A 25,327-nucleotide genomic window follows, 5' to 3' on the forward strand; every position below is an offset into this window, starting at 1 on the left:
GTTTCGGTTTTATTAAGTTGTTTACTATTAAAAAAGGTGAGTATGCCTCCATAGGCAACTCACCTTTTTTCTTTATGAATTACAATTTAGCAATGTGCTGTGCTAAATCTACCAATTTGTTTGAATAACCAGTCTCGTTATCGTACCAAGAAACTACTTTGAAGAAGTTAGCACTCAAACCGATACCAGCTTTTGTATCGAAAATAGAAGTGTTTTTGCAACCTACGAAGTCTTGAGAAACTACAAGGTCTTCAGTGTATCCAAGTATACCTTTCAATTCACCTTCTGATGCTTTTTTCATAGCAGCATTGATTTCCTCTAAAGTAGTTGATTTTTTAGTGCGGAAAGTCAAATCTACTACTGAAACATCGGCAGTAGGTACGCGGAATGCCATACCAGTAAGTTTACCGTTGAGTTCAGGGATTACTTTACCTACAGCCTTAGCAGCACCGGTAGTAGAAGGAATGGTGTTGCAAAGTGCTGAACGTCCACCTCTCCAATCCTTTTTAGAAGGACCATCTACTGTTAATTGTGTAGCGGTTGTAGCGTGAACTGTAGTCATCAAAGCCTCTTCGATACCGAAGTTATCATTCAATACTTTAGCGATAGGCGCCAAGCAGTTAGTTGTACAAGAAGCGTTAGACACGATAGTATCAGTAGGTTTTACTGATTTGTGGTTCACACCCATTACAAACATAGGAGCATCAGCTGATGGAGCAGAAATAACTACTTTTTTAGCTCCTGCATTAATATGAGCTTGTGCTTTTTCTAAGGTAGTGAAGATACCAGTACATTCAGCAACTACATCGGCGTGTACTTCGTTCCATTTAAGGTTGTTAGGATCTTTTTCAGCAGTGATACGCACTTTTTTGCCATCTACTACTAAGTGACCATTTTCTACTTTCACATCACCTTTAAAGGTTCCGTGAACTGAATCGTATTTCAAAAGATAAGCGATGTAATCTACATCCAAAAGGTCGTTAATACCAACGATTTCTACGTCGGCTCTTTCATAAGCAGCACGGAATACGAGACGTCCAATACGTCCGAAACCGTTAATTCCAATTTTTACTGACATAATTCTCTTTTAATTTAATTTATTCGTTATTTAATTTTAAGTTTGTTACGTTACTAAGTTGCCATTATTTCGGCTACACGGAGGAGTTCTGTATCTATTTTAGAACTGCCTTTGATAGCTTTTTCAAGCGGAGTGAGTTCCATTTTGTTGTTACGGATTCCTACCATATAGTTAGATTTTCCTTCAAGGAGTGATTCTACTGCTTTTACCCCCATACGGCTTGCCAATACGCGGTCGAAGCAAGAAGGAGCACCTCCACGTTGCATATGCCCTAATACTGATACACGCACATCGTAATCGGGGTGGTGTTGCTCTACATATTCTTTAAGTTCGAATACGTTTTTACCTATTTTATCGCCTTCAGCAACCACTACCAAGCTAGAAGTTTTACCAGTCCTACGACTTTTTTCCAAAGATTCAAGTAGCTTTTTAAGTCCTATATTCTCTTCTGGAATCAAGATTTCTTCAGCACCTGCCCCTACCCCAGAGTTCAAGGCGATGTGTCCTGCGTCACGCCCCATTACTTCTATGAAAAACAAGCGGTTGTGAGAGCTTGCAGTATCTCTAATCTTGTCGATAGCCTCAATTACAGTGTTGAGAGCGGTATCATATCCCAAAGTAAAATCAGTACCATAGATATCGTTATCGATAGTACCAGGGATTCCCATTACGGGGAAACCAAATTCTTTGTTGAACAAGAGTGCCCCAGTGAAAGAGCCATCACCTCCTATTACTACCAAAGAATCTACCCCTGCAGCTTTTAATTTTTCATAAGCTACCTTGCGCCCTTCAGGAGTTTTAAAATCTTTAGAGCGGGCTGATTTCAAGATAGTACCTCCTCTATTGATAATATCTCGAACGCTACGTGCGTTCATTTCTTCAAAATCGCCTTCTATCATTCCCTGATAGCCACGATATACACCTACCACTTCGATGTTGTGATATGCACAAGTACGTACCACTGAACGAATGGCGGCGTTCATACCAGGAGCGTCTCCTCCTGATGTTAATACTGCTATTTTTTTTACTGACATTGTCTGTTTTTAATTTTCCGCCTCAAAAGTACAAAATATTTTTGATATAGCAATAATTTTATGTGTTTTTTTTAACACTAAAAAATATAACTATTTAGTTTATTAGGAATTAGAAAATAGGTGTTAAAAGTTAGTTTTATAAAAATCTTAATGTTTGTTGTATTCCTTTAAAGCTTCACCTAATATGTGAATGGCTTTTACTATCTTCTCCTTCTCGAGCACATAAGCTATACGCACTTGGTTGCACCCTAAACCTTTGGTAGCATAAAAACCTTCGGCAGGAGCCAACATTACCGTTTCGTTATTTACTGAAAAATGGCCTAAAAGCCATATACAGAAGTCTTCTGCATTTTCTACAGGCAATTCGGCTATACAATAGAAAGCTCCCTTAGGCATCGATACACGCACACCTTCTACTTTTCGAAGTTCTTCAATGAGCACGTTCCTACGCTGAGTATATTCTTTTAGTACCTCTTCAAAATAAGTTTCGGGTACATCAAAAGCGCGTTCGGCTCCTATTTGTGAATAAGTAGGGGGAGACAAGCGTGCTTGAGCGAACTTCAAAACAGACATCATCACATCCTTATTCTTAGAAACTACCCACCCGATGCGCGCTCCACACATACTGAAACGTTTAGATACCGAATCTATCATTATAGCATTTTGTTCAATACCTTCTACTTGCATAATGGAATAATGGGTAGCATCATCATATACGAACTCTCGGTATACCTCATCGAAAATGAGGAAAATATCGTGTTTTTTAGCTATTGCTGCCAATTGCAAAATTTCTTCTTTAGAATACAAATAGCCTGTAGGATTTCCGGGGTTACAAATGAGAAAAGCTTTGGTTTTAGGAGTTATCTTTTTCTCAAACTCTTCTATAGGAGGTAAGGCAAAGTTATCATCAAAAGAAGACGTAATAGGCACACACACTGCATCAAAGGCTTCTGAGAAGCTAATATAGTTCGCATAGTAAGGTTCTGGAATGATAATTTCATCATCGGCATTGGCAACAGTAGCAATTACATAGGTAAGAGCTTCAGAACCTCCACAAGTGATGATAATATCACTACTTTCTACCTTAATATCGTGTTTTTTGTAGTATTCCACCACCTTTTCTCTAAGAGAATCGATTCCCTCACTTTTGGTATATTCCAATACCTTAGGAGTAAAATCTTTTACGGCTTGTACGGCTATTTCAGGGGTTTTAATGTCAGGCTGACCGATATTGAGGTGATAAATAGTCTTCCCTTCCTTAGCTACTTTTTCAGCGTAAGGGGTCAGTTTTCTAATGGGTGACTGAGGCAATATTTGTGCTCTATGTGATATTGTAGGCATTTTTTTAATGATTAATGGTTAATTATTAATGGTTAATGAAAAATTAGCAAATTAGCCAATTTGTCAATTAACACATTGGCTAATTGATAAATCGGCTAATTATCTTATTTTTTTGCTACTAATTCAGCAATGCGAATAATCACTTCGGTAGCTTTTTCGAGGTTTTCTACGGGTACAAATTCGTATTTACCGTGGAAATTATGTCCGCCTGCAAAGATATTAGGGCAAGGCAAGCCCATAAAGCTAAGTTGAGAACCATCGGTACCACCGCGGATAGGTTTAGTAATAGGAGTAATACCTAATTCTTTCATCGCGCGTTCGGCTACTTCTACAATATGCATCACAGGTTTGATTTTTTCACCCATATTGTAGTATTGGTCTTTTATTTCGGCTACTGCTACATTAGGGATTTGCTTGTTAAGGTCGTCTACAATTTGCTGTACTACGGCTTTGCGTTTGTTGAAAAGGTCGCGGTCGTGGTCGCGGATGATAAGCTGTACTACCGTATTTTCTACATCTCCAGAAATATCGGTAATGTGGTAGAACCCTTCGCGACCTTCGGTGCGAGCTGGAATCTCATCGGCTGGTAGTGCATTGATAAACTGAGTAGCTACGAGCATTGAGTTTATCATTTTGTTTTTGGCAGTACCAGGATGCACGTTTTTTCCTTTGAAGTAAATTTTAGCTCCTGCTGCATTGAAACTCTCGTATTCAAGTTCGCCTATTTGTCCGCCGTCCATTGTATAAGCCCAGTCGGCAGCGAATTTTTTTACATCGAATTTATGTGCTCCACGTCCTATTTCCTCATCAGGGGTAAAGCCTACGCGTATTTTTCCGTGTTTGATTTCTGGGTGTTGCACAAGGTATTCCATAGCGGTTACAATTTCGGCAATCCCCGCCTTATCGTCAGCTCCTAAGAGGGTCGTACCATCGGTTGTGATAATGGTATTGCCTTTGTAGAGCAACAAATCCTCAAAATAAGAAGGTGATAACACTATATTTTGTTCTTTGTTGAGGACAATATCTCCCCCATCATAATTTTCTATAAACTGTGGATTTACGTTTTCACCAGAGAAGTCAGGTGATGTATCGAAGTGAGAAATAAAACCAATGGTAGGCACTGGGTAATCTACATTCGATGGTAACGTAGCCATCACGTAGGCGTTTTCATCTACAGTTACGTCTTGCAAACCAATGGCTTTCAATTCTTCTACCAATAGGTTTGCCATATTCCATTGTTTTTTGGTGCTAGGAGTTGTTTCGCTCTCAGGGTTGGACTGAGAGTCTATTTTTATATACTTAATAAAACGGTCTACTAAATTTTTCATTATATTATAGTTTTTAGTTATTTCTTTTTATTGTTAATTGGCTAATCTTCTAATATTTTCTTGCGTCTCAATTCAAAGTTTCTTCCAAGGTATACTTTTCTTACCATCTCATCAGCTGCCAATTCTTCAGGCACTCCTGATTTGAGGATTCCTCCCTCGAACATCAAATAAGTGCGGTCGGTAATGGCTAGTGTTTCCTGTACATTGTGGTCGGTGATGAGAATACCTATATTCTTGTCTTTGAGTTGTGCTACAATGCGTTGGATATCTTCCACTGCTATAGGGTCTACCCCTGCAAAAGGCTCGTCGAGCAAGATAAACTTCGGACTGGTAGCCAAAGCACGTGCAATTTCTGTGCGACGACGTTCTCCCCCTGAAAGCAAGTCTCCACGATTTTTACGAATATGTCCTAAGCCAAACTCTTCTATCAGCTCATCGGTTTTGCGTTGTTGTTCTGCCTTAGAGAGTTTGGTGAGTTGTAAGACACTTTTGATGTTGTCCTCAATACTCAGCTTTCTAAATACCGAAGCCTCTTGGGCCAAATACCCAATACCGCTTTGAGCACGTTTGTACATCGGATAACTGGTGATTTCGGTATTATCCAAAAAAATAGTACCACCGTTGGGCTTGATGAGTCCCACTATCATATAAAAGGAAGTCGTTTTTCCTGCTCCGTTAGGTCCCAAGAGTCCTACGATTTCACCTTGGTTTACTTCCAGCGAAACGCCTTTTACTACTTTTCTTCCTTTGTATATTTTGATGATGTTATTTACTACTAATTTCATATAATCTTAAAACGAAAAGCGATAAGGCATTTCGTTGAGTTCTGTTTCTAAATCTACCCAATCGTGTACTTCGGTTACGATACTGTACACCATCTCTTCGGTAAGCACTTTCCCTTCGTAAAGGTCGGTAATGGTTTGTTCGCTCATTACTTCTTGCAAGAAGCCTTCGTCGCCCAAATATTCCACTGCCCATTCTTTGTATTTCATAGGGTCAGTAGAAATATACTCAAACTTATCGATATGTTCTTCCACAGGGAAGTTCTCTACACATTGCCACGTTTCGCCATCTAAAGAGTATATCACGAAAGGAATATCACTTTCTGAAAAGTTTTTACGATAGTACGGCAAGAACACCTTCGGGATACGCTTCTCGAAGTCGTGATTATCGCCTCCTTTGCTATCTTCGGCGCTCGAAGAGGGAACGATTAAGCAGGCTTTATCAATAAAATAAAACGACAGCGACGAACCGTCTTCATCTTCAAAGCCGTGCCCCCATTGGGCTTCATAGCCTTCATATTCTTCTTCATTTACTTTGTAGTAGGTGTGATAAACTTCAAACTCGTGACCACAAATAATCCAATCTAATACGGCTTCGCCTTTGCAAAGCTGTTTCAACGTTTTCACGTTGGGTAGGTGCTGTAAGTAGGTATTACAATCCATTAAAAATATTAAATTACCTTGTTTTGTTCTTTTTTTAAAACGTAAGCTGAAATAAAAATACTTATTTCGTATAAGAGCATTATCGGTATCGACACGATAATTTGGCTTACTACATCAGGAGGGGTTATAATTGCTGCAATGATAAGCACTACAATGACTGCGTGCCGGCGATATTTTCGCATAAAAGCAGGTGTTATCACTCCTAATTTGGTAAGAAAATAAACAACAATAGGTAGCTCAAAAATAATGCCACACGAAATGACTGACGAGCGTACTACCGAAATATAAGAGTTTAAATCTATTTGGTTTCTCACTTCGGGACTTACTGAATAAGACCCTAAGAAATTCACTGATAGTGGAGTAATGAGATAATAGCCAAACAAAACTCCTATAAAAAACAGCAAAGAAGCAATGAGAATAAAGCCACGAGCCAGCTTACGCTCGTTTTCATAAAGTGCTGGACTGATGAATTTCCACACTTCATAAAGTACATAAGGAAATGCGAGAATCACTCCTGCCCAAATAGACGTCCAGATATGAGCTGAAAACTGCCCTGCCATTGTACGGCTTTGAATTGTAAAAGGCAATTGTTCAGCACAAAAAGCACTTTCAAATCCAAAAAGATGACCTATCTTACAGAACATTCTGTAAGTAAAGAAATCACCATTCTTAGGAGCAAAGATGATTTGGAAAATAAAATCCTTACACACAAACGCTACCACACTCACTGCTAAAACAGCTATAATAGCACGTATCAAGTGCCAGCGTAAGGCTTCCAAATGGTCTAAAAAGGACATTTCATCTTGTGATGATTCCATCGTTGCTTTGTTGTTTTTATCTTTTATAACAAATTTGATGGTGCAAAGATAATAAATAATTCATAATTCACAATTAGCAACTAACTTTTTTAACTTACCACCAGTAATACCCAAAATACCAATAATCATCTTTGCCAGAGGTCGTAGCACGATGGGCAAGTGAGTAAAGTAGTTGGACTTTTTAGACTTTTCGGGGAAGTTCGGAAAGACTCAGTGATATCGAAGAAAAACGAAGAATATCAGAAGTGAGAATTCAGTCAAAAGGTAAAAGATGAGAGGTAAATTGGGTATGCTTAGCTTATAGAAAGCTTATAGGAAGCTTGAACGAATCTTGGAAGATAGATATACAAAGGGTATATAAAAAATTGATACTGAATAATTAAGAGTGAAGAAAAAAACGCAGCTTTGAGGGTAATAAAACGAAAGAAAAGAGAAGAAAAATTAGATGTGAGCTACATCAGAAATGTGAGCCACACAATATACTATGCAAAAAAGGCTGTTCAGCGAAATGCTGAACAGCCTTTTTTGAGGTTCTTCTATTTATATAATGCTATTTCTTAATGTATAACCAACCAACTAAAGATTCTTTGTTGTTATTACTATCATAATACTCTATCACGTAGTAATACGTTCCTTGTGGGAGCTTATCGGCTTGTTCGATAGTTACACGTCCGTTAGAGATGCCTCTAAATACGCGGGTAACATTGTCATAACCTTCGGTCTCGAATACTTTCACACCCCAACGGTTATAGATACGTACCACATTGTTAGGGTAACGCTCAATGCCACCGATATGAAAATAATCGTTTTTGCCATCGCCATTTACCGACATACCATTGTACGGCACTATCTTGTTCACTACATCGACAGTAACAGTAGCTGAAGCACAACCATCGGTGTTGCAAAGTTCATACACAAAGGTATCAGTGCCCTCAAAATTAGTATTTGGACGATATTCTATAGAACCATCTACATTCACAACTACTGTACCGTTAGCAGGGGTGGCTACCACATTAGGAGTTGTTGCTCCATTAGGGATATCGTTACCCAATACATTCACCACTACTGGAGTATTGATAGTGGTTGTAGAATGATCATCTACTGCTATTGGCAATACTGGGGTGGTGCTTGTGGTTGTACCACTCACTGTTACCACAATACTTGCGGTGCTACATACCGTAGGACTTGCTACGGCGCATATAGTGTAGCTTATCGTATGGATACCCACAGGGGTGTTTGGTGCTACCGTAATTGTTCCATTAGGGTTCAAGGTGAAGCCCGTAGGAGTTGCTGTATTCCAAGTAAGTGTTACAGAACTGATACTTGGATTTGGTACACCATTGAGTTTATCGTTAGTAAGAACGCTTGGCGTAGTGCCGCCTACAGTGCTTGTAATCGTAGTTACCCCATCGTTCACTGCTTCAATAGTCGTTGGCGTTACTACAGTAGGAACAAACACTTTTACAGTAGCTGTGGCTGTTGCACAGTTATCAGGGTTCAAACGCTCACAGATGCTGTATACTATCTCATAAGTACCCGATTTAGTACCCGAAGGTACCGTAACAGTACCATTGTTGTTGAGCGTAGGCGTTTTAGTCGCTCCTACTACATCGGTGGTGGTAGTTACTACGGTAAGAATCACATCGGTGGTGGTTGGCGTTTTAGTGCCGAGTTTATCGTTATCTAATACCGTACCGGTGGTAGTTGTTGTACTAGTACCATTGGTTATTGTATAAGTATCAGCTTTGGCAACAATTGGCGTACTGCCTACTTTTACAGTAGCTGTGGCTGTTGCACAATTGTTTGGATTCAAACGCTCACAAATGCTGTATACTATATGGTAAGTACCCGATTTAGTGCCCGAAGGTACCGTAACAGTACCATTGTTGTTGAGCGTAGGCGTTTTAGTTGCTCCTACTACATCGGTGGTGGTAGTTACTATGGTAAGAATCACATCGGTGGTGGTTGGAATTTTAGTGCCAAGTTTATCGTTATCTAATACCGTTCCAGTGGTAGTTGTTGTGCTAGTACCATTGGTTATTGTATAAGTATCAGCTTTGGCAACAATTGGCGTACTGCCGACTTTTACAGTAGCTGTGGCTGTGTCGCAAACAGTTATACTATTTTCGGTATGACAGATTTTGTACTGAATAGTATAAGTACCCGATTTAGTGCCTGCAGGGACTGATATTTTACCTGTAGCGGTATTAAGTGCAGGTACATTGGTTCCTCCAGTAGCAGGGGTTACTATCGTAAGCTGTACATTGCTTACAGTAGCTTGTGTACCTCCTACTCTATCATTTTGCAATACATCAATCACATCATTAGCTCCATTGCCTCCATTGATGATACCCGTATGCGTATCGTCTACAGCATCAATTTGCAATACTTTGATAGTGCTTGTTTTGGTAACGGTGTTGCCTAATGGGTCTTTACCTACAAAGGTAATAGTTACTATCGAAGTGTTACACCAATCCGTCGGTTTCACCGCAGTGTAGTTGTGGGTAAGGGTAGCCGTACCACAAGTATCGGTAACTGTAGCTTGGTTGAGCCAATTGCCTACAGTTGTTGCTATGTTAGCATCATCGCAGGCAATGGTTAAAGGTGCTGGTACAGTAAGGCTTAATGTATTGCTATAGACTACATTCACTGCTGCACGGAGACTTTCACAACTGCCATTTCTCTGAGCTACATAGTAAGTACTACCCGCTACCAAAGGTGTTGTATTTGCTAGAGGTGTTGTGCTGGTAGCTGTAACATACCATACTATATTAGCGCCTTGCGGTTGCAAGGAAGCTATGGTGGCATTAGTACAGAAAGATTGGGTAGTTTGGGTAACTGTAGGAGTGGCAGGACGCTGCAAAAGTGTAAAGGTAATAGGAGCCTTTTCACTCACACATTTCCCAATATCGCGAAGGGTGTAGTAATAAGTGGTAGCAGCGTTAAGAGCCGTGGCATTTGCTTCCTCTACATACTTATTTTGAGCATTAAGTGTATAGATTTTCACTTCATTACCCTGTAAGGCTACTTTCAAATCCCTTATAGTAGCATTGCTATTGCACAATGATAAAGAGACTGGCTGTGCTAAAGTTTTACCTCCTAATGATTTTGAAAGGTATATCCTTTCTTTTCTACTTTCACAAGTATCTCCTGTGTTCTTTATAGTATAGAAATATTCCATACCTGCTGCCCAATCTATATTATCATTATCATTAACTTCCATAGATAGAACAGCCTGCTGAGAGTTTGTCTTTAATCTTTTATAGATTTTGATATTATTTCCTGTTAATTTAGCTCTTATAGCCGATACTTTATCTTCTTCACACACACTTATAGCTACCGAAGTAGCTATAGCACGATTAATATCGGCTACAACGATGATTTTCTGTTTAGCTGACTCACATTTCCCTGCTTCTTGCAAGGTATATAGAAAGTTGCTATTATTCAGATATATTTTATCAGTAGGTTTTACTTGAGGAATATAATTAGGTCCAAAACTTTGATACAATTTAACTGTCTTATATGTATACTTCGCTTGAAGGTAATTCATTACCACAGCATAAGTAGTATAATAAGATAGATTTTCCACCTCGTAATCACAAACTGTTACACTCTCTACTGGAGGTATGAGAGTTATAGGAGTGAGGGTAAGATTTATGTTAGCCGAAGGTGTTTCACAAGTGCCCACTTTATACGTATAAGTATACTGAATGCCTGTTTGTAACACATCATCGTTGGAAAGTAGGGTTGTACCCTTATAAACAGCTACTTTATTTACATCGGAAGTAAATGGCTTAGCAATTTCTTTCTTCAAGTCGGTTACGGTAGTTCCTTCACAAAGTGTTATGGTTTTATCACCTTTAGAAGCTGATGAAAGGCGCATAATATTCACTTGTGCAGGTGAAGAAAAACAGAAACTATCGCCTACGTGTTTCCCTTTTATGTAATACTGATTATTCCCTTCGGATAGAGACAGCGATGGAGCGGTAATTCTATTCGTTTCATTAATTGCATCTGCGGAAGTAGGATACCACTGAAACTCAAAGTTATTACCAAATATAGATGTTGTTATACCTGCGTTTGTATTTTTAATAATCGTTTCGAGTTCAGCCAATGTTTTGGTAGCTTCACAAACATTTATACTTGTAGCAGGAATTCCCTTATAAGTTTTTACTTCTAAAGTAGCTTCCGTTTGTGTAATCACAGAGCCACAAGCTGATTTTATGCGGTATATAAAAGTATGTTTCCCTACAAGTGCCGGACTCATTTTAATCATATCTTTTATACCCACATAATCCATTTTGGTAGTAGAAATCAATCCATCCTTATCAATTATATCGTAAGAAACGTCACTTTCAAAAGAAGTAGGAACGTTTTTAAACAGCTTATTTACATCGTAAATGTTATTAACACTATTATTTGTTTCGTCTAAACACTCCACTCTATTAACCGCTATAGGAGCTTTATAAGTTTGGCTATAAGGAGCGTGAGCATTGAAACGAATAGTGTCAAAACCATTGAGATTTCGCTCTATACAGTTTTTTACATTAGGGTCGGTAATTTGAGTAAGTGTTAGCTTCAAGCTAAAAGTATTGTCGAGATCGGCTTGAGTAAGGTTGTTTATAACAAGTTCATTGTTTGTACTCAACACCGTTGCAGGCTGATCGTTGCGATACCACTGATAGCTAACGCCACTTATTTGTGGCACTGATAGTACTCCTTTAGAGCCCACACAATAGTAGTCTTGGTTTTTCTGTACAGCAAGAGGTGCAATTTGTGAAAGAGTCTCTTCATACACTTTCCCTTTGCCACAAGAATCTTTTACCAAAAACTTATAGCGAGCCTGAGGTTTAGAAGCATCTATATTGATAAAGAAATTATTATCGGCATTATTTTGGTACACAGCATTCGTAGTGCTACCATCTATCTCAGCTTCCGATAGTTCAAAAGTATAAGGAGGCACCCCCCCTTGTGGAATAATGGCTATATGATATTTTTGAGTTCCTCCTATTGCCGAGCAATCCATACGTACTCCTTTAGGCTGTTGCATTTCACCTTCGGTAAATTCGTGTTCAGCTACTACACGGGTACATTCTTTAAATCTATTTCTACTATCGGATTGTATAATGCGTAAGACGCGATATTTGCCTTGTTGAGGATTCGGGATATTAAACTCAAATCTATCTCTTCTCGCATCAAGAAAAGTATCTCCTCCATAATAACCATAAGTAACCGATGCCCATCGGTTTTCTTTAGTCTCATAGCGTTCTAAAATATACTGTATTCCCTCTGTAAGCGAATAAGAGGTGTTTCTTTTCACTATCAATTTGGGATTACAACCATCTTGCCATTCAAAGGCAGTGCTCTCAGTACCTCCGGTTTGCACTTTGAGGGTTTCAGTCTTGTTACACGACCCAGACCATCGCACATTGTAAACTCCTGCGGGGAGCTTTATTCTCCACTGTTGTGCTCCCGATCTATAGGCTTCGGTAATATCGATAGGCAATGTAACAGGCATTAAGGCACTATAGTCGGCAAAGCGACTATCTTTTTCATAGGAAATAATTTCGACTTTGGTAATGGTACCATCGGCAATACTTCCCCTTTGGAGTACAACCTCTTTCCAAAGAGAATTATCATCGGGAGTTCCCGAAGGACTACTACAAGTAGCATAGGTTTTAGCCTCTAATGTAAAACGCCCTTGACTAGTAGCGTAACCTGTATAACTGAGGTCTTTAGTAGTATTCGTACATTCGTCTACCACTTTAAATTTGTAATTACTACCTTCTTCTACAAACTTTGCAGGCAATAATGTTTTTTTACCATCAGCACTTTCAAAGAATTTCACCCATTTGTTTTGCAAATGAGGATTAGAAGTCGTTATTTTATAAAAACCCGCTGCCTGATAATCAAATCCAGCAGGAGCATTTTCTAACACTGTATAGAAGTTCTTTAAAGTTTGTACATAATTACTATTAGTAAGAACGAGTTTTTGGTTTCTACAATTAATAGCCAAATCGTCTTGAGCAGTACCTATCCCTACCCCTGTAATAGGCAAAAAGACCTCTTTTTCAGTTTCAGGGATAACATTCTGTTTGCCACAAATAGTATAAGTCCCTTTAAGTTTCCATTTGCCCGCCTCATAAGGAATATTGTTGTTAGAAAGTTTGAGAGGCCTTAGTGCGAAACTATTGCTACTCACATTAAAAGTATCTTCTAACTCTTGCTGGTTATTCACCACAAAAGAGAAGTGATACACCTTATTAGAAGGAGAAGTCATCTCAAAAGTAAAAGCAAGTGGATAAGGAATCAAGTTCTTTTCAACCATTTCTCTTGCATCTTTCACGTAGAGTTCCGAGGTAAACGAAACCATATAAGGACAATCGGCTTTAGGCGAGAAGCCACTGTGATTAGTAACCTTGAAGAACCCTAATCTTTTGGTGACTTTGTAAGTTTGAGTAGAAAAGTTACCACCACTGGTACCACAGGCATCGTACACACGCACTTCATAGGTAGCTCCTTCTTCTACATCTTTAAATATAGGAGAAGTTTGATTTTTTATCTCTACATTATTTTTGAGCAAAGTAAAAAATAGGGGATAACTGTTATCAACTGAACCTCCTGTCTTTCCTTTTTTAGTATCTACATAAATAGCTATTTTGCCAGTACACACATCGACTACACTACTCAATTGAAAATCAACGTGTTTAGTAAGCTTCTCTATTTTTACTTTTTGTGTATAGGTTTTACTATTGTCGTTCTTGTTTACCGCTTTTACTTCGTAGGTACCCGCATCTAAACTAGTATAAGAATGTCCTGCCAATTGCTCAAAATTGCCATTAGGCTTTTTGAAGAAGAAATTGTAATTGGCATTATCATCACCCACCATATTCATATGCACTGCTCCTGAGTGTGCACACCATTCATGTTCGACACTGAGAGAAAGTTTGAGTTGAGTATTGGGGGTAATTACATAATATCGCTTATTAACATCGCGATTGTCCAACGATTGATAAGCACAATCGCCGTTGGTAGCCCTAAATATAAAGCTCTGCTCAGTAGTTACCTTCCCTACTGGAATCTCAATAGTGAGTTCCTCAGGCATACCTGTGTAAAGTTTGCTATAAGCAACACCAGTTGCCTTATCTATAAATGAATAGGTAGTACCTTTCAGAGGGTTTTTAATGAAGAATGAAGCATTACTGTCTTTGGTTACTTCTTTATGGTAATAAATACGGGTTCTTTCCAACCCTTTTAATACGTTTTCATCACACGACTGTGCTTGCCCTTTTACAAATAGAAATAGTAAAATAAATAGCGATAACTTAATAGTTAAATGTTTGTACATTTTGAGTTTTATAATTGTTTCATTAGTGATTTTCGGGGTGCAAAAGTAGGGAAAATTTTTCACATACAAAATATTTTGAGTAATATTTTCTTCTCAACTATTGTTACTTTTTCTACGAAACAGTGCAACAAAAAAGCTCTTACTAAGTCCTAAAAACTTAGTAAGAGCCTATGTTTATACTTTATATAAGTAGCCTATAATTTACTAATATGCAAACAAAGGTCTGTCTTCCATAAACATATTTACTTCTTCTGCTATTTCTTCAAGCACTTCATCATTATCTCGATTAGTAATCGCACGGTCTATAAAGTCGGCAATGCGTTCCATATCAGCTTCTTTCAGTCCACGAGTAGTGATTGCTGATACTCCCACCCTAATACCACTGGTTACAAAAGGCGAGCGAGTATCAAAAGGCACCATATTCTTGTTCACAGTAATATCTGCTTTACCAAGGGCTTCTTCTGCTTCTTTACCACTTACATCTTTATTGCGCAAATCAATAAGCATTAGGTGATTGTCAGTTCCTTTAGAGATGATATCATAGCCTTTTGCTAAAAGTACAGATGCTAATTTACGCGCATTCTTTTGCACTTGTATAGCGTAATAGAGAAAATCATCAGAAAGAGCTTCACCAAAGGCAACCGCTTTTGCTGCGATGATATGTTCCAAAGGACCTCCTTGGTTACCTGGGAATACCGCACTGTCTATAAGTGACGACATCATTCGCACTTCTCCCTTAGGAGTCTTTATACCAAAAGGGTTCTCAAAATCTTTACCCATCAAGATAAGTCCTCCTCGAGGCCCTCGCAGTGTTTTATGAGTAGTAGTAGTTACAATATGACAATACGGGATAGGGTCGTTCAAGAGTCCTTTGGCTATAAGCCCCGCAGGGTGTGCAATATCAGCAAAGAGAATAGCACCTACCTTGTCGGCTATTTCCCTAAAGCATTTAAAATCGATATCACGAGAGTAGGCTGAGGCGCCTGCTACTATCATTTTAGGGCGCTCTCGTTCCGCTATTTCTAATATATTGTTGTAATTGAGTCTTCCTGTTTCCTTTTCTACCCCATAAAATACGGGCTCATACAACCTACCTGAAAAATTCACAGGAGATCCGTGGGTAAGGTGTCCACCGTGTGAGAGGTCGAAACCGAGAATTTTATCACTTGGTTTAAGACAAGTAGCATAAACTGCCGCATTAGCTTGCGAACCACTATGAGGTTGTACATTGGCATATTTAGCACCAAAAAGCGCTTTAGCGCGGTTAATAGCTATTTGCTCTATTTCATCAATTACTTCACAACCGCCGTAGTAACGCTTGCCTGGATAACCTTCAGCATATTTATTAGTCAATACCGAACCTGCTGCTTCCATCACTTGGTCACTCACAAAATTCTCTGAAGCGATGAGCTCAATCCCCAACTCTTGGCGCTCTCTTTCGTCTTCAATTAGTTCAAAAATATCAATGTCTCTTTGCATATTAAAATTATTTAATGTTTAATACTCTTCTCATTGCTTCTATTTCTGGGCAAATATATGCTTTTTTTCAGTATCACACAAACATCTGTAAAGAAATATTTGTTAGCCCAATACCACGTCCATTGCCATCATCACTACAAAACCTATTAAAAAGCCTATGGTAGAAACATCGGTGTTCTCATTTTGCTGGGCTTCAGGTATTACCTCTTCTATGACCACATAAATCATAGCTCCTGCCGCAAAAGCGAGAGCATAAGGGAGTATCGGAGTAAAAAAGAGTACTGCAAAAGCACCCAATACCCCTGCTATGGGCTCTACAATAGCCGAAAGCTGCCCATAAAAAAAACTCTTACATCTACCTACCCCCATACGTCTGAGTGGCATCGCTACGGCTATTCCTTCAGGAAAGTTCTGTAGCCCAATACCGATGGCAAGAGTTACCGCTCCCGCAATAGAGGCTTCGGGAATACCAGCGGCTACTCCTCCAAAGAGTACCCCTACCGCCAATCCTTCGGGAATGTTGTGCAAGGTGATAGCTAAAATAAGCAAAGTAGTTTTTTGCCAATCGGTTTTAATACCTTCTGTTTGTTTGAAGTTGGCGTGAAAGTGCGGTAATAACTTATCTAATACATAAAGAAAAAATGCTCCCATAAATATCCCTACCGTAGCAGGTAGAACCTTTATAAAGCCTTCACCTTCTGTCATATTAATAGAGGGTATTATCAAACTCCACACACTGGCTGCCAGCATCACCCCTCCTGTAAAGCCTAGCATACCATCTAACACGGTCTTGTTTTCTTTCTTAAAAAAGAATACCACTGCAGCCCCCAAAGCTGTTACGCTCCACGTGAAAATGGTAGCGTATAAGGCAGCAAGTATAGGGTTTATGGTCTCTAAATAAGTAATAATATCTTGTATCATTTTATGACTTATCTGAAAATATTTTGGTATAATAACATATCTTTATAAACTCCTTGACTGTAAAGCCAGTCTTTTTGTACACCACTGCAACTAAATCCTACTCCCTCAAAAAGGCGTATACTCACCTCATTATCCGCAGGGATATAAGCAATCAGTTGGTGTAAGTCTAAGTATTGTTGCGTATGAGCTATCAACTGTCGCAAGGCTTCTTTGGCATAACCTTTCCCTCGATAGACGGGCAAAAGAGCTATCCCCACAGCTGCTCTACGGTGCTTCGGACTAAAATCGTATAAATCTACACAGCCCATAGGCGTTCCCTCTTCAAACGCTATAACATAGCGATACTGCTTAGCTTCGTAAATATCCTGTTGGGCATTCCGTATATAATCTTGTAGCAAATGCTTAGCAAAAGGCAATTGGTTGTCACTCACCTCCCACAAGGCTTCTTCGTTTTCTAACTGATACAAGAAATCTATATCCTCAGGTTCTAACGCTCTTAACTTTATCATTCTTTACCTTTTAACTCCTCTATTGTTCCTTCAAACACGAATTGAGCACTACCACTCAAATAGATATTCTCATACCCCTCTCCTACTCTATCGAAAGCCACTTGCAAGTCACCTCCTCGAGTGTGCAGGGTAATCTGTTGTGCATCGGTTTCTCCTATGTGATAAAGAGCAATCGCTACGGCTGTAACCCCTGTACCGCAAGAGTAAGTTTCATCTTCCACTCCACGCTCATAAGTGCGCACTTTAAAGCCTTTCTCTCCTTTGCTCACAAAATTCACGTTACTACCGCCCTGAGTAGCATAAAGTTCTCCATAGCGTATAGTAGCTCCTTCGCTTTTCACGTCTACGGTATCTACCTCTTCCACCCATTGTACGTGGTGAGGCGACCCTGTATTTAAGAATACGTAGCCTTTGTGTTCTTCCACCTTAGTTACATTTTTCATTTGCAAGCACACGTAGCTATCCCCTTCAATCGTAGCACGATGCTCCCCATCTACAGCTATAAATAGTGTTTCGTGTTCTATAATACCCAATTGTTTCGCAAAAGCCACCACACAGCGCCCGCCATTGCCACACATCGTACTTTCACGCCCGTCAGAATTGTAATACACCATACGGAAATCATACTGCGGGTCGTTCTCAAGCAATATTAATCCATCGGCTCCAATGCCAAAACGCCTATGACACAATTGTGCCACAAGCGTTTCGTTATTTTTAGGAAATACCCCTTTGCGATTGTCTATCATCACAAAATCGTTCCCTGTTCCTTGATATTTGTAGAATTTCATCATCAAAAAAGGTCAAAAATTAGTAGCGTTAAGTACGCAAAAGGCGAGGCAAAAATAAGGCTATCCAGGCGGTCGAGTAAACCTCCGTGTCCTGGCAGTATCGTCCCGCTGTCTTTTACTTTAGCAGTTCGTTTAAAGCTAGACTCTACCAGGTCGCCTACCGCACCGGTAACCACCAAAATCACTGCCAACATAAGCCATTGCCATAGTGGTCTGCCACTGTAATACGAAATAGCCGTAGCGATAAGCATCGCCCCTATGAGTCCGCCCACAAAACCCTCAATAGTTTTCTTAGGCGAAATACGCTCAAAGAGCTTGTGTTTGCCAAAGGCTTTGCCAGTAAGGTACGCAAAACTATCACTCGCCCATATAATACACAACAGTCCTATCATCGTAATTTGCGACTCGTTGCTGAATATATTCTGATAAAAATAATTAGGATTCGGATTATTCTCATATTTGTAAATCAGAGGCATAAATATACAACCTCCTCCTATATACAGTAGACTAATAAGCAGTTTAGTATTGTTACTTTGCTTGCGGATAGGCGTTTTTTCATTGAAAAGCATCATCGTGAGGTATATATTGGCAAGCAAAGTAGCCAAAAGCAGCATATAAACCGAGAAAGGATAAGTTTTTAAGTGAATAAACAGCCACCAAACCAACAAGAAAAGCAAAAATATATGCAATTCCTTTAATCTGATAAGCCTTTTAAACTCAAATAAACAAATAATACCAAAGGATAAAAACAAAAAGTCAAAAGCATCAGCATTGAGCATAATTGCCGATAGCAATAGAAAAACATAAATAAAGCCTGTAATGGTTCTTTTGAAGAGTTCGTTCATAAATTATTATTTATCAATAGGTAAATCTTCTAAGAGTATCAAGTACGTCCTCTTAGAACTCGTGCCGTAATGGTTGATACTATTCTTCTCAGGGTCATCGGTGAAACTTTGTAGCGTAATGAGCCCCGTAGGAAATTGTTGCGGATATTTGTTCTTTATACCTCTCATTCCTTCGGGGATATCTCTCACCATCTGACTCGTTTTGGCAAAAACAATAAATATTTCAGGTAATTCATTGATATTCTTATGTCTCAACTGATGCGAAGAGAGCATAATCCCGCCCAAAGTAGTGATAAGATACTCACAATCCGTCAAATACACGTTCGAAGTTTCGATATCAGCAGTAAACAGTGGCGTGTGTTCTTCAAACATCGTTTTAATAGTGTGAGAAGCATTACTACTCATCTTCACATATACGCCCAACTCTTTCAGTATATGCCGAAAAACCTCTTGCACCTGTATTTCGGTAGTGCAATAAATAAACTTTCCGCCATTTTTAGTAAAGTTCATCGCAAATTGCTCATCAGCAGGAAGCTGTTCATTTAACTTGCGTGCTTCATCTTCACTTTTTATATCATTTCTTTTAAATAATCTTCTAAATAAATTCATTGACAATCCGTTTTTTACAATTGGCAATCTAACTAATACTTAATCTTCTTATCCATTGAAAATCAACAAAAGAAGTATTTTATTCCATTCATATCTGCCCAGCAGATAATACAATGAGCCCTATTTTTTTGCAAATATATACAAAATAAATGAATCTATATACTTTTTCTATAAAATTTGTCATTTGCTTTTATTTTCCTACCTTTGTACCCTTACTGAATATATGATATTTATTTTTTTGCGTTTTTTTCGCCAAAAACGCAATTTTAACATTTTTTTCTCAATAAACTAAATACAGCTTTTTTCCGTTTGATATTCAGCTTAATACCCTCTTTCCTTCGTCTTAGCTTCGTCTTAGGTTCGTCTTACCTTCGTCTTAGGTTCGAGTAAAGTAGGGGTAAAGTAAAAGATAAGAACTAAAAATATTCATTAATTATCAACCTTTTGTATTTTTGAGGTGAAAAAACAGAACCTTGTCTTTTTTTGAAGAATATTTGCGAAAAAGCAATTTTTAACATTTTTTTTGCAGTCAATATGGCTATTAATATTAGTATCATAGGAGGAGGCAATGTGGCTTATCACCTCACCAAAGCCCTCTATCAGCTCCCTGAGGTGCACCTTCGGCAGTTGTATAACCGCAGTGAGTTCAGCCCTGAGTTTAACGATTTTCAGGTAGATAAAATTCACAGCCTTACCGACTTGCGCCCCACCGATATATGTATTATAGCCGTGAAAGACGAAGCTATTAGTGAAGTTTCAGCCTTCCTTCCTTTCGAGGGGCAATTGGTAGTGCACACCTCTGGCAATACCCCTATGGAGGCACTCTCACCCAAAAACCGACGTGGCGTGTTTTACCCTTTACAATCCTTTTCAAAAAGCTCTCAGGTCGATTTTTCAAACATTCCTTTTTGTTTAGAGGCTGAACATACTGAGGATATGGAAAGATTTCTATACCCATTAGCTCAAAAGCTTTCCACAAAAGTGTATCCGCTGGGTAGTTACCAACGCAGTATAATGCACCTATCGGCTGTTTTCGTTAATAATTTCACCAATCATTTGGTGGCTATCAGTCAAAGAATATGCGAGGCACACGCCATTCCTTTTGAAATATTAGAACCTTTGCTAAAAAATACTTTCGAAAAACTCCAAACAATGCCCGCCCTCGAAGCACAAACAGGACCTGCACGACGTGGCGATACTCAAACTATTGCTAACCATTTAGCTTTGCTTGCAGGTTATGAACGAGAAATATACAATATAATTACAAAATCAATAATAAACACCTATGGAAAGAAAGAACTATAAAGAACGTTTAAAGAACATCACAACTTTTATTTTTGATGTTGATGGCGTATTTACCAATACTCAAGTGTTTGTAAATAACGACGGCGACCTATTGCGCAGTATGAATATGAAGGACGGATTTGCAGTAAAAACAGCTATTGCCAAAGGGTACACCATATGTATCATTACAGGAGGAGGTAACGTAGGCGTACAAAAACGCTTCGAAAACCTCGGTGTAAAAGATATCTTTATGCTCCGTCACCAAAAGCTCGAAACCTTTTTGAAATACCAAAAGGAAAAACATCTTAAAAGAGAACAAATACTTTATATGGGTGACGATATGCCCGATATCCCCCCAATGAAGCGAGCAGGATTGGCTATTTGCCCCGTAGATGCCGTGCCCGAAGTAAGAGCCGTATCCGATTACATTTCGCATCTTGAAGGCGGACAGGGAGCTGTGCGCGATATTATAGAACAAGTGCTTAAAGTGCGTGGCGATTGGACTTTTGAAGATAAATAATCCCACTTCACTTATTATATAAAGGGCTATCTACCTTGCGGTAGACAGCCCTTATAATTAGATGATAGAATTAATATTTCCCTAATTCTAATTCTTTTTTAGCAATCGGCGAGCAGCTTCTGAGGCTGCTATCAATCCACCTGCCGACATAATAATATCTTTCAATACTAAACGTCCCGCTCCCGATAGATAAGGGAATCCATAAGCAGGCGTAGGCATATCTCCACCTAAGTTAGGCACATACACCTCAGGAGTCGTGATGAGGAAAGAGAGGGTAACTATACTCATACCGAAAGTGAGTAAGCCTCCTATTACCCCTATTTTAGGCGACCAAATACCGAGTAAAGTAAGCAACCCTATCAAACAAATAAAAGCTCCTAAACCATATGAGAACACATAAGTACCGTTCTCTTTATGCCATTCAATATTAGCTTTTACCATCTTCCCTTCAGGATTCTTGTGTAGCTTGTATTGGGATACTTCTTTACCTTTGTTTGCTTCACCTGTCACGCCGTTCTCATCAATGGCTGTTTTGCCTGAATTGTTGTAGAAGAAACTCATAAACGGGCTATTCGTTACAAAGGGAACAATACCATCGGCTTCGTACTGGCACACTTTAAGACCACCAATCCAAGCCATTACAATAAAGATAGCGACCCTGATAAAGTTTACAAAGCAACGTTCGCTATCGGCTAAAAATGATAATAATTTTTGCATAGTGATTTAATATTTAAAATTAACTTTTTATTTGCGGGGGCAAAGATACGGCGTTATTTTGTATCTCGAATGGATAAAAAAGGTTATTTCATAGACTTTTCCGTTTTAGGCTGGGCAACGATAGAAATTCCTACCTTTTTTCGGAAGTGTTTGGGTGAGAGACCTACATTTTTCTTAAAGAACCTACTGAAATAAAACTCATCTTCAAAGTTGAGTTCAAAGGCTACTTCTTTAATAGATTTATAGGTAAGATGAAGCAGTTTTTTAGCTTCGAGCACTACACGTTCTTGTATGAGTTTATTGGGTGTTTTTCCTAAAAGTGTTTTTATTTTCTTGCTAAAACTATCGGGAGTAAGGCATAATGCTGATGCATAAAAGGACACGTTGCGTTCTGTAATAAAATGGTCTTCTAAGAGTTTTTGGAAGTCGTTAGCCAAATGATGTTCAGTTTTAAGAGAGGTATGCTCTAATAATAGGCTTTTTTCTTTACTTGCTAAAGCCAAAATAAGTTGCAAGTATGATTTGAGTACAGATTCTGAATAAAGGGAAGGCGTTTTGCTTTCGTCTTCTATACGTTCAAAAAGAGTTATTATTTCAGCAAAACGTTTATCAGTAACCTTGATATGAGGATGCAAGAAGATAGCGTTAAATAGGAGTCCGTTACAGGCTACTTCTTTCTTATGGTACTCAATACAGTAGAAATCACCGTGGAATTCCAACAGTAGGCTATCATTGGCAGTGCCTTCTACCCATTGAAAATATTGATAAGGTGATAGAAAAAGTAGTGTATTACCTTCATAGGAATAGGGCACCGTATCTACGGCAATAGTTCCTTCTCCTCGAAATATAAATACACAATAATTCTCCACACGTACAGGTGTGGAGAATTGTTGTAATGCGATATGTCTAACAGCTATATTCACTGTTTACTAAAATGCCTTAATACGGTACATCAAACCAATACTTACTCTATTTTTATCTAACATAGGAGAAAGCGGTTGGTGTTCATAATCATATGCTCGCCCTATATAAGCCAAGAAGAAACGCAAATCTTGCTTTTCAAAAGGCAAATATTCAACCCCTGCATAATAGCCATAAGAACGATAGTTGTTATTATAAGCCCCAGAAGGGAGACTACTATTTTTCACATCAGCCATTTCATACATTCCTTGTGCAAAAATATTCAGTTGTGGAATAGGCTGGTATTCGGCTTTTACTACAAAAGAATTATAAGATGTATCTTCTAAATAAGCAGGAACAGCTACGGCTGTTGTGGTATAAACAGAAGCGTATTGCAAACGGTCTAAGTTTTCATAAGCCATCATATAATCGAAGAAGACTTGAAACTTAGGTAAGTTTAGCTTAGTACCCAACATAACCATCGAATTGGCTATATTTTTAGCCTCTTGCTGAATCCCTGCTCCCCAACGTGTTTGCAATTTATTATCAAAGAAACTACCATTCCAGTTAAAAATATAAGTAAGTGGTGATTTGCTTGCTTCAAAGCTACTTCCTGCGTATAGTTTTTCAAAACTATCATTACGCACATCGGTAATTTGGAAATTAAACTCGTGATTTTTATTAGGTGCATAAGTAATCATCGCACCTAACATAAAATTATCCATATGGTCTACAAAATCAGAATATTCATAGATGTTCATTGGGTTTAGGTCAAACTCAAAACCTCCCCACGCTTGGCACATTTTACCTGCAGTAAGTGTCCATTTATCGTCTAAACGGAAACCTGCATAGAGCATATCGGTAGCTTTGGCGAGATTATCCAAAGAGGTTGCTGCATTTGATTTGTTCAAACGATGACGGAAGCGGTAGAAAATACGGTCGGTAATATCACCTCGAACCTCCAATCGCAATTGGCGCGCTTTGAATTGAGCGGTCATATCTTGGTCTTTTACTTTTTCAAGATCAAAGCTCGATTGAAAGTTAAAGTACATATTAAACTTCTTATGAATAGGGTTTTCCTCTTCATCTTGTGGCATAGGTAGAGGCGCAGGAGCAGTAGCTTTTAACTGGTCGATTTCTGCCCTCAATTGGTTGATTTGGTCTTGCAAATCTTGTTGTGCAGTGGCAACACCTCCTACCAGAAGGCTTATTGCCAATAATATTTTTTTCATAGTATAAATTAGTCGTTAATTGTTAGTCTTTAATCGTTAGCTAAGTACTAACGACTAAAGACTAAATCTTAATATTCATTAAAGTATTTTTGGATTTGTTTCCAATCCTTAGTTTTAGTGAGTGCCAACATCAGTAGTACGCGGGCTTTTTGTGGGTTGAGTGCTTGTGCAGCTACAAATTGATATTTAGCATCATCTACTTCGGCATCGAGAGTTGTTGCTCCTGTAGGTACGCGTGAAGAACGCACAAACTGAATGCCTTGCTCTCTAGCTTTTACTGCCAAATCGAAGATAGTGTGATAGAGGTTACCATTACCTACTCCTGCGTGTACAATGCCATCGAATTTAGCGTCCATAAAGGCTTTCATTGGCAATTCGGATACGTTAGAATAACTATATACGATACCTACTTTAGGCAATTGTTTCAAATTATCAACATTAAACACTGATTGATAAGTGTGTTTGTTTTCAGGAGTGCGATTAAAGAATACCTTACCGTTGTGAATATATGCCAATTTGCCATAGTTAGCTCCTTGGAAAGTTTCGACAGCAGTGGTATTGGTTTTAATCACATCTTTGGCATCAAGTACGATGTCATTCATACACACCATTACTCCACGTCCCATAGCATTTTTATCGGCAGCAGTTACTACTGCGTTATAGAGGTTTAGAGGACCATCGGCACTCATACCGGTAGCAGGACGCATTGCTCCTACCATTACCACAGGTTTTTTGCTGTGTATGGTAAGGTTGAGGAAGTAGGCGGTTTCTTCCATTGTATCGGTACCGTGGGTGATTACCACACCATCATATCCTTCTTTATTTAAGAGCTGATTGATGCGTTTGGCAAGGGTGAGCCATACCTCATCGTTCATATCTTGTGAACCGATTTTCACAATCTGTTCACCACTTATATTGGCTATATTCTTCACTTCGGGCACTGCTTCCAAGAGTTGATAAATACCGAGCTCACCAGCTTTATAGTTGGTTTCAGTATTCGATTTACTTACTCCAGCGATAGTACCGCCAGTAGCTAAAATACGAATCTTTGGCTTTTGTTGCGCAAAGACTGCCACAGTCATCATTAAGAGCAATGAGAGGGCAATTTTTTTCATCAATGTCATCATATAT

20 protein-coding genes are annotated in these 25,327 nt (G+C 38.8%); 2 read left to right on the plus strand and 18 right to left on the minus strand.

The features are described from left to right. Positions 1-79 precede the first annotated feature (79 nt). From gap to HMPREF1528_RS04940, 14 genes are all read right to left on the minus strand, one after another. Positions 80-1,078 (minus strand): type I glyceraldehyde-3-phosphate dehydrogenase, encoded by a 999-nt coding sequence (gene gap, locus HMPREF1528_RS04875; RefSeq protein ID WP_016478868.1) that lies wholly within the window; start codon positions 1,076-1,078, stop codon positions 80-82. Between the two features lie 53 nt (positions 1,079-1,131). Continuing rightward, on the minus strand, positions 1,132-2,112 hold the full coding sequence (pfkA, locus tag HMPREF1528_RS04880) for a 6-phosphofructokinase (protein ID WP_016478869.1): 981 nt from the start codon (positions 2,110-2,112) through the stop codon (positions 1,132-1,134). 147 nt (positions 2,113-2,259) lie between these two features. Then, positions 2,260-3,453: a pyridoxal phosphate-dependent aminotransferase gene (locus HMPREF1528_RS04885; protein ID WP_016478870.1), complete on the minus strand. Its 1,194-nt coding sequence runs from the start codon at positions 3,451-3,453 to the stop codon at positions 2,260-2,262. Between the two features lie 104 nt (positions 3,454-3,557). Further along, positions 3,558-4,781 carry a peptidase T gene (gene pepT, locus HMPREF1528_RS04890; protein WP_016478871.1) on the minus strand — a complete coding sequence of 408 codons (1,224 nt, stop codon included), beginning with the start codon at positions 4,779-4,781 and terminating at the stop codon, positions 3,558-3,560. Positions 4,782-4,822: 41 nt separating this feature from the next. Beyond that, positions 4,823-5,566 carry an LPS export ABC transporter ATP-binding protein gene (gene lptB / locus HMPREF1528_RS04895; protein WP_009410048.1) on the minus strand — a complete coding sequence of 248 codons (744 nt, stop codon included), beginning with the start codon at positions 5,564-5,566 and terminating at the stop codon, positions 4,823-4,825. A gap of 6 nt (positions 5,567-5,572) precedes the next feature. Next, positions 5,573-6,226, minus strand: coding sequence for a hypothetical protein (locus HMPREF1528_RS04900; protein ID WP_009410049.1), 654 nt, complete (start codon positions 6,224-6,226; stop codon positions 5,573-5,575). Between the two features lie 8 nt (positions 6,227-6,234). After that, positions 6,235-7,044 (minus strand): twin-arginine translocase subunit TatC, encoded by an 810-nt coding sequence (tatC, locus tag HMPREF1528_RS04905; protein WP_016478872.1) that lies wholly within the window; start codon positions 7,042-7,044, stop codon positions 6,235-6,237. A 550-nt stretch (positions 7,045-7,594) separates the two neighbouring features. Then, positions 7,595-14,392, minus strand: coding sequence for a gliding motility-associated C-terminal domain-containing protein (locus tag HMPREF1528_RS04910; RefSeq protein WP_016478873.1), 6,798 nt, complete (start codon positions 14,390-14,392; stop codon positions 7,595-7,597). Between the two features lie 204 nt (positions 14,393-14,596). Continuing rightward, positions 14,597-15,871, minus strand: coding sequence for a serine hydroxymethyltransferase (gene glyA, locus HMPREF1528_RS04915; protein ID WP_016478874.1), 1,275 nt, complete (start codon positions 15,869-15,871; stop codon positions 14,597-14,599). A 102-nt stretch (positions 15,872-15,973) separates the two neighbouring features. After that, complete coding sequence (locus HMPREF1528_RS04920) at positions 15,974-16,792, minus strand: ZIP family metal transporter (protein ID WP_016478875.1); 819 nt, start codon at positions 16,790-16,792, stop codon at positions 15,974-15,976. An 8-nt stretch (positions 16,793-16,800) separates the two neighbouring features. Then, a complete protein-coding gene (locus HMPREF1528_RS04925) occupies positions 16,801-17,301 on the minus strand; it encodes a GNAT family N-acetyltransferase (RefSeq protein ID WP_016478876.1) in 501 nt (166 codons plus the stop codon). Further along, the gene (gene dapF, locus HMPREF1528_RS04930; protein WP_016478877.1) at positions 17,298-18,092 is read right to left on the minus strand and encodes a diaminopimelate epimerase; all 795 of its coding nucleotides are present in this window, start codon (positions 18,090-18,092) and stop codon (positions 17,298-17,300) included. The genes HMPREF1528_RS04925 and dapF overlap by 4 nt, the downstream gene beginning before the upstream one ends. After that, positions 18,092-18,934, minus strand: a complete 843-nt coding sequence (locus tag HMPREF1528_RS04935) for a phosphatidate cytidylyltransferase (RefSeq protein WP_016478878.1) — start codon at positions 18,932-18,934, stop codon at positions 18,092-18,094. The genes dapF and HMPREF1528_RS04935 overlap by 1 nt, the downstream gene beginning before the upstream one ends. A 6-nt stretch (positions 18,935-18,940) precedes the next feature. Further along, the gene (locus HMPREF1528_RS04940) at positions 18,941-19,543 is read right to left on the minus strand and encodes an LUD domain-containing protein (RefSeq protein WP_009420328.1); all 603 of its coding nucleotides are present in this window, start codon (positions 19,541-19,543) and stop codon (positions 18,941-18,943) included. 534 nt (positions 19,544-20,077) lie between these two features. Here HMPREF1528_RS04940 and HMPREF1528_RS04945 point away from each other — a divergent pair. Then, on the plus strand, positions 20,078-20,848 hold the full coding sequence (locus HMPREF1528_RS04945; protein WP_016478879.1) for a Rossmann-like and DUF2520 domain-containing protein: 771 nt from the start codon (positions 20,078-20,080) through the stop codon (positions 20,846-20,848). Continuing rightward, positions 20,829-21,347 carry a KdsC family phosphatase gene (locus HMPREF1528_RS04950; protein ID WP_002671200.1) on the plus strand — a complete coding sequence of 173 codons (519 nt, stop codon included), beginning with the start codon at positions 20,829-20,831 and terminating at the stop codon, positions 21,345-21,347. The genes HMPREF1528_RS04945 and HMPREF1528_RS04950 overlap by 20 nt, the downstream gene beginning before the upstream one ends. A gap of 87 nt (positions 21,348-21,434) precedes the next feature. On the opposite strand, the gene HMPREF1528_RS04955 is transcribed toward HMPREF1528_RS04950, so the two are convergent. The 4 genes from HMPREF1528_RS04955 to ansB all read right to left on the minus strand — a co-directional run bounded on the left by HMPREF1528_RS04955 (position 21,435) and on the right by ansB (position 25,323). Then, a complete protein-coding gene (locus tag HMPREF1528_RS04955) occupies positions 21,435-22,064 on the minus strand; it encodes a DUF417 family protein (protein ID WP_016478880.1) in 630 nt (209 codons plus the stop codon). Positions 22,065-22,147: 83 nt separating this feature from the next. Then, positions 22,148-22,987 carry a helix-turn-helix domain-containing protein gene (locus tag HMPREF1528_RS04960; RefSeq protein WP_016478881.1) on the minus strand — a complete coding sequence of 280 codons (840 nt, stop codon included), beginning with the start codon at positions 22,985-22,987 and terminating at the stop codon, positions 22,148-22,150. 6 nt (positions 22,988-22,993) lie between these two features. Next, positions 22,994-24,196, minus strand: coding sequence for an OprO/OprP family phosphate-selective porin (locus HMPREF1528_RS04965; RefSeq protein WP_016478882.1), 1,203 nt, complete (start codon positions 24,194-24,196; stop codon positions 22,994-22,996). Between the two features lie 68 nt (positions 24,197-24,264). Next, positions 24,265-25,323, minus strand: coding sequence for an L-asparaginase 2 (gene ansB / locus HMPREF1528_RS04970; protein ID WP_016478883.1), 1,059 nt, complete (start codon positions 25,321-25,323; stop codon positions 24,265-24,267). Between the last annotated feature and the right edge of the window lie 4 nt (positions 25,324-25,327).

It is taken from the genome of Capnocytophaga sp. oral taxon 336 str. F0502 (assembly GCF_000411575.1).
Classification (GTDB): Bacteria; Bacteroidota; Bacteroidia; order Flavobacteriales; family Flavobacteriaceae; genus Capnocytophaga; species Capnocytophaga ochracea.

Excerpts from the sequence above, each read along its gene's own strand:
- pepT (WP_016478871.1), bottom strand. The coding sequence starts at position 4,781 with ATGAAAAATTTAGTAGACCGTTTTATTAAGTATATAAAAATAGACTCT.
- ansB (WP_016478883.1), bottom strand. The coding sequence starts at position 25,323 with ATGATGACATTGATGAAAAAAATTGCCCTCTCATTGCTCTTAATGATG.
- HMPREF1528_RS04945 (WP_016478879.1), top strand. The coding sequence starts at position 20,078 with ATGGCTATTAATATTAGTATCATAGGAGGAGGCAATGTGGCTTATCAC.
- HMPREF1528_RS04885 (WP_016478870.1), bottom strand. The coding sequence starts at position 3,453 with ATGCCTACAATATCACATAGAGCACAAATATTGCCTCAGTCACCCATT.
- HMPREF1528_RS04950 (WP_002671200.1), top strand. The coding sequence starts at position 20,829 with ATGGAAAGAAAGAACTATAAAGAACGTTTAAAGAACATCACAACTTTT.
- HMPREF1528_RS04940 (WP_009420328.1), bottom strand. The coding sequence starts at position 19,543 with ATGAATTTATTTAGAAGATTATTTAAAAGAAATGATATAAAAAGTGAA.
- lptB (WP_009410048.1), bottom strand. The coding sequence starts at position 5,566 with ATGAAATTAGTAGTAAATAACATCATCAAAATATACAAAGGAAGAAAA.
- gap (WP_016478868.1), bottom strand. The coding sequence starts at position 1,078 with ATGTCAGTAAAAATTGGAATTAACGGTTTCGGACGTATTGGACGTCTC.
- glyA (WP_016478874.1), bottom strand. The coding sequence starts at position 15,871 with ATGCAAAGAGACATTGATATTTTTGAACTAATTGAAGACGAAAGAGAG.
- HMPREF1528_RS04965 (WP_016478882.1), bottom strand. The coding sequence starts at position 24,196 with ATGAAAAAAATATTATTGGCAATAAGCCTTCTGGTAGGAGGTGTTGCC.
- HMPREF1528_RS04900 (WP_009410049.1), bottom strand. The coding sequence starts at position 6,226 with ATGGATTGTAATACCTACTTACAGCACCTACCCAACGTGAAAACGTTG.
- HMPREF1528_RS04920 (WP_016478875.1), bottom strand. The coding sequence starts at position 16,792 with ATGATACAAGATATTATTACTTATTTAGAGACCATAAACCCTATACTT.
- dapF (WP_016478877.1), bottom strand. The coding sequence starts at position 18,092 with ATGATGAAATTCTACAAATATCAAGGAACAGGGAACGATTTTGTGATG.
- pfkA (WP_016478869.1), bottom strand. The coding sequence starts at position 2,112 with ATGTCAGTAAAAAAAATAGCAGTATTAACATCAGGAGGAGACGCTCCT.
- HMPREF1528_RS04935 (WP_016478878.1), bottom strand. The coding sequence starts at position 18,934 with ATGAACGAACTCTTCAAAAGAACCATTACAGGCTTTATTTATGTTTTT.
- HMPREF1528_RS04925 (WP_016478876.1), bottom strand. The coding sequence starts at position 17,301 with ATGATAAAGTTAAGAGCGTTAGAACCTGAGGATATAGATTTCTTGTAT.
- tatC (WP_016478872.1), bottom strand. The coding sequence starts at position 7,044 with ATGGAATCATCACAAGATGAAATGTCCTTTTTAGACCATTTGGAAGCC.
- HMPREF1528_RS04955 (WP_016478880.1), bottom strand. The coding sequence starts at position 22,064 with ATGCAAAAATTATTATCATTTTTAGCCGATAGCGAACGTTGCTTTGTA.
- HMPREF1528_RS04910 (WP_016478873.1), bottom strand. The coding sequence starts at position 14,392 with ATGTACAAACATTTAACTATTAAGTTATCGCTATTTATTTTACTATTT.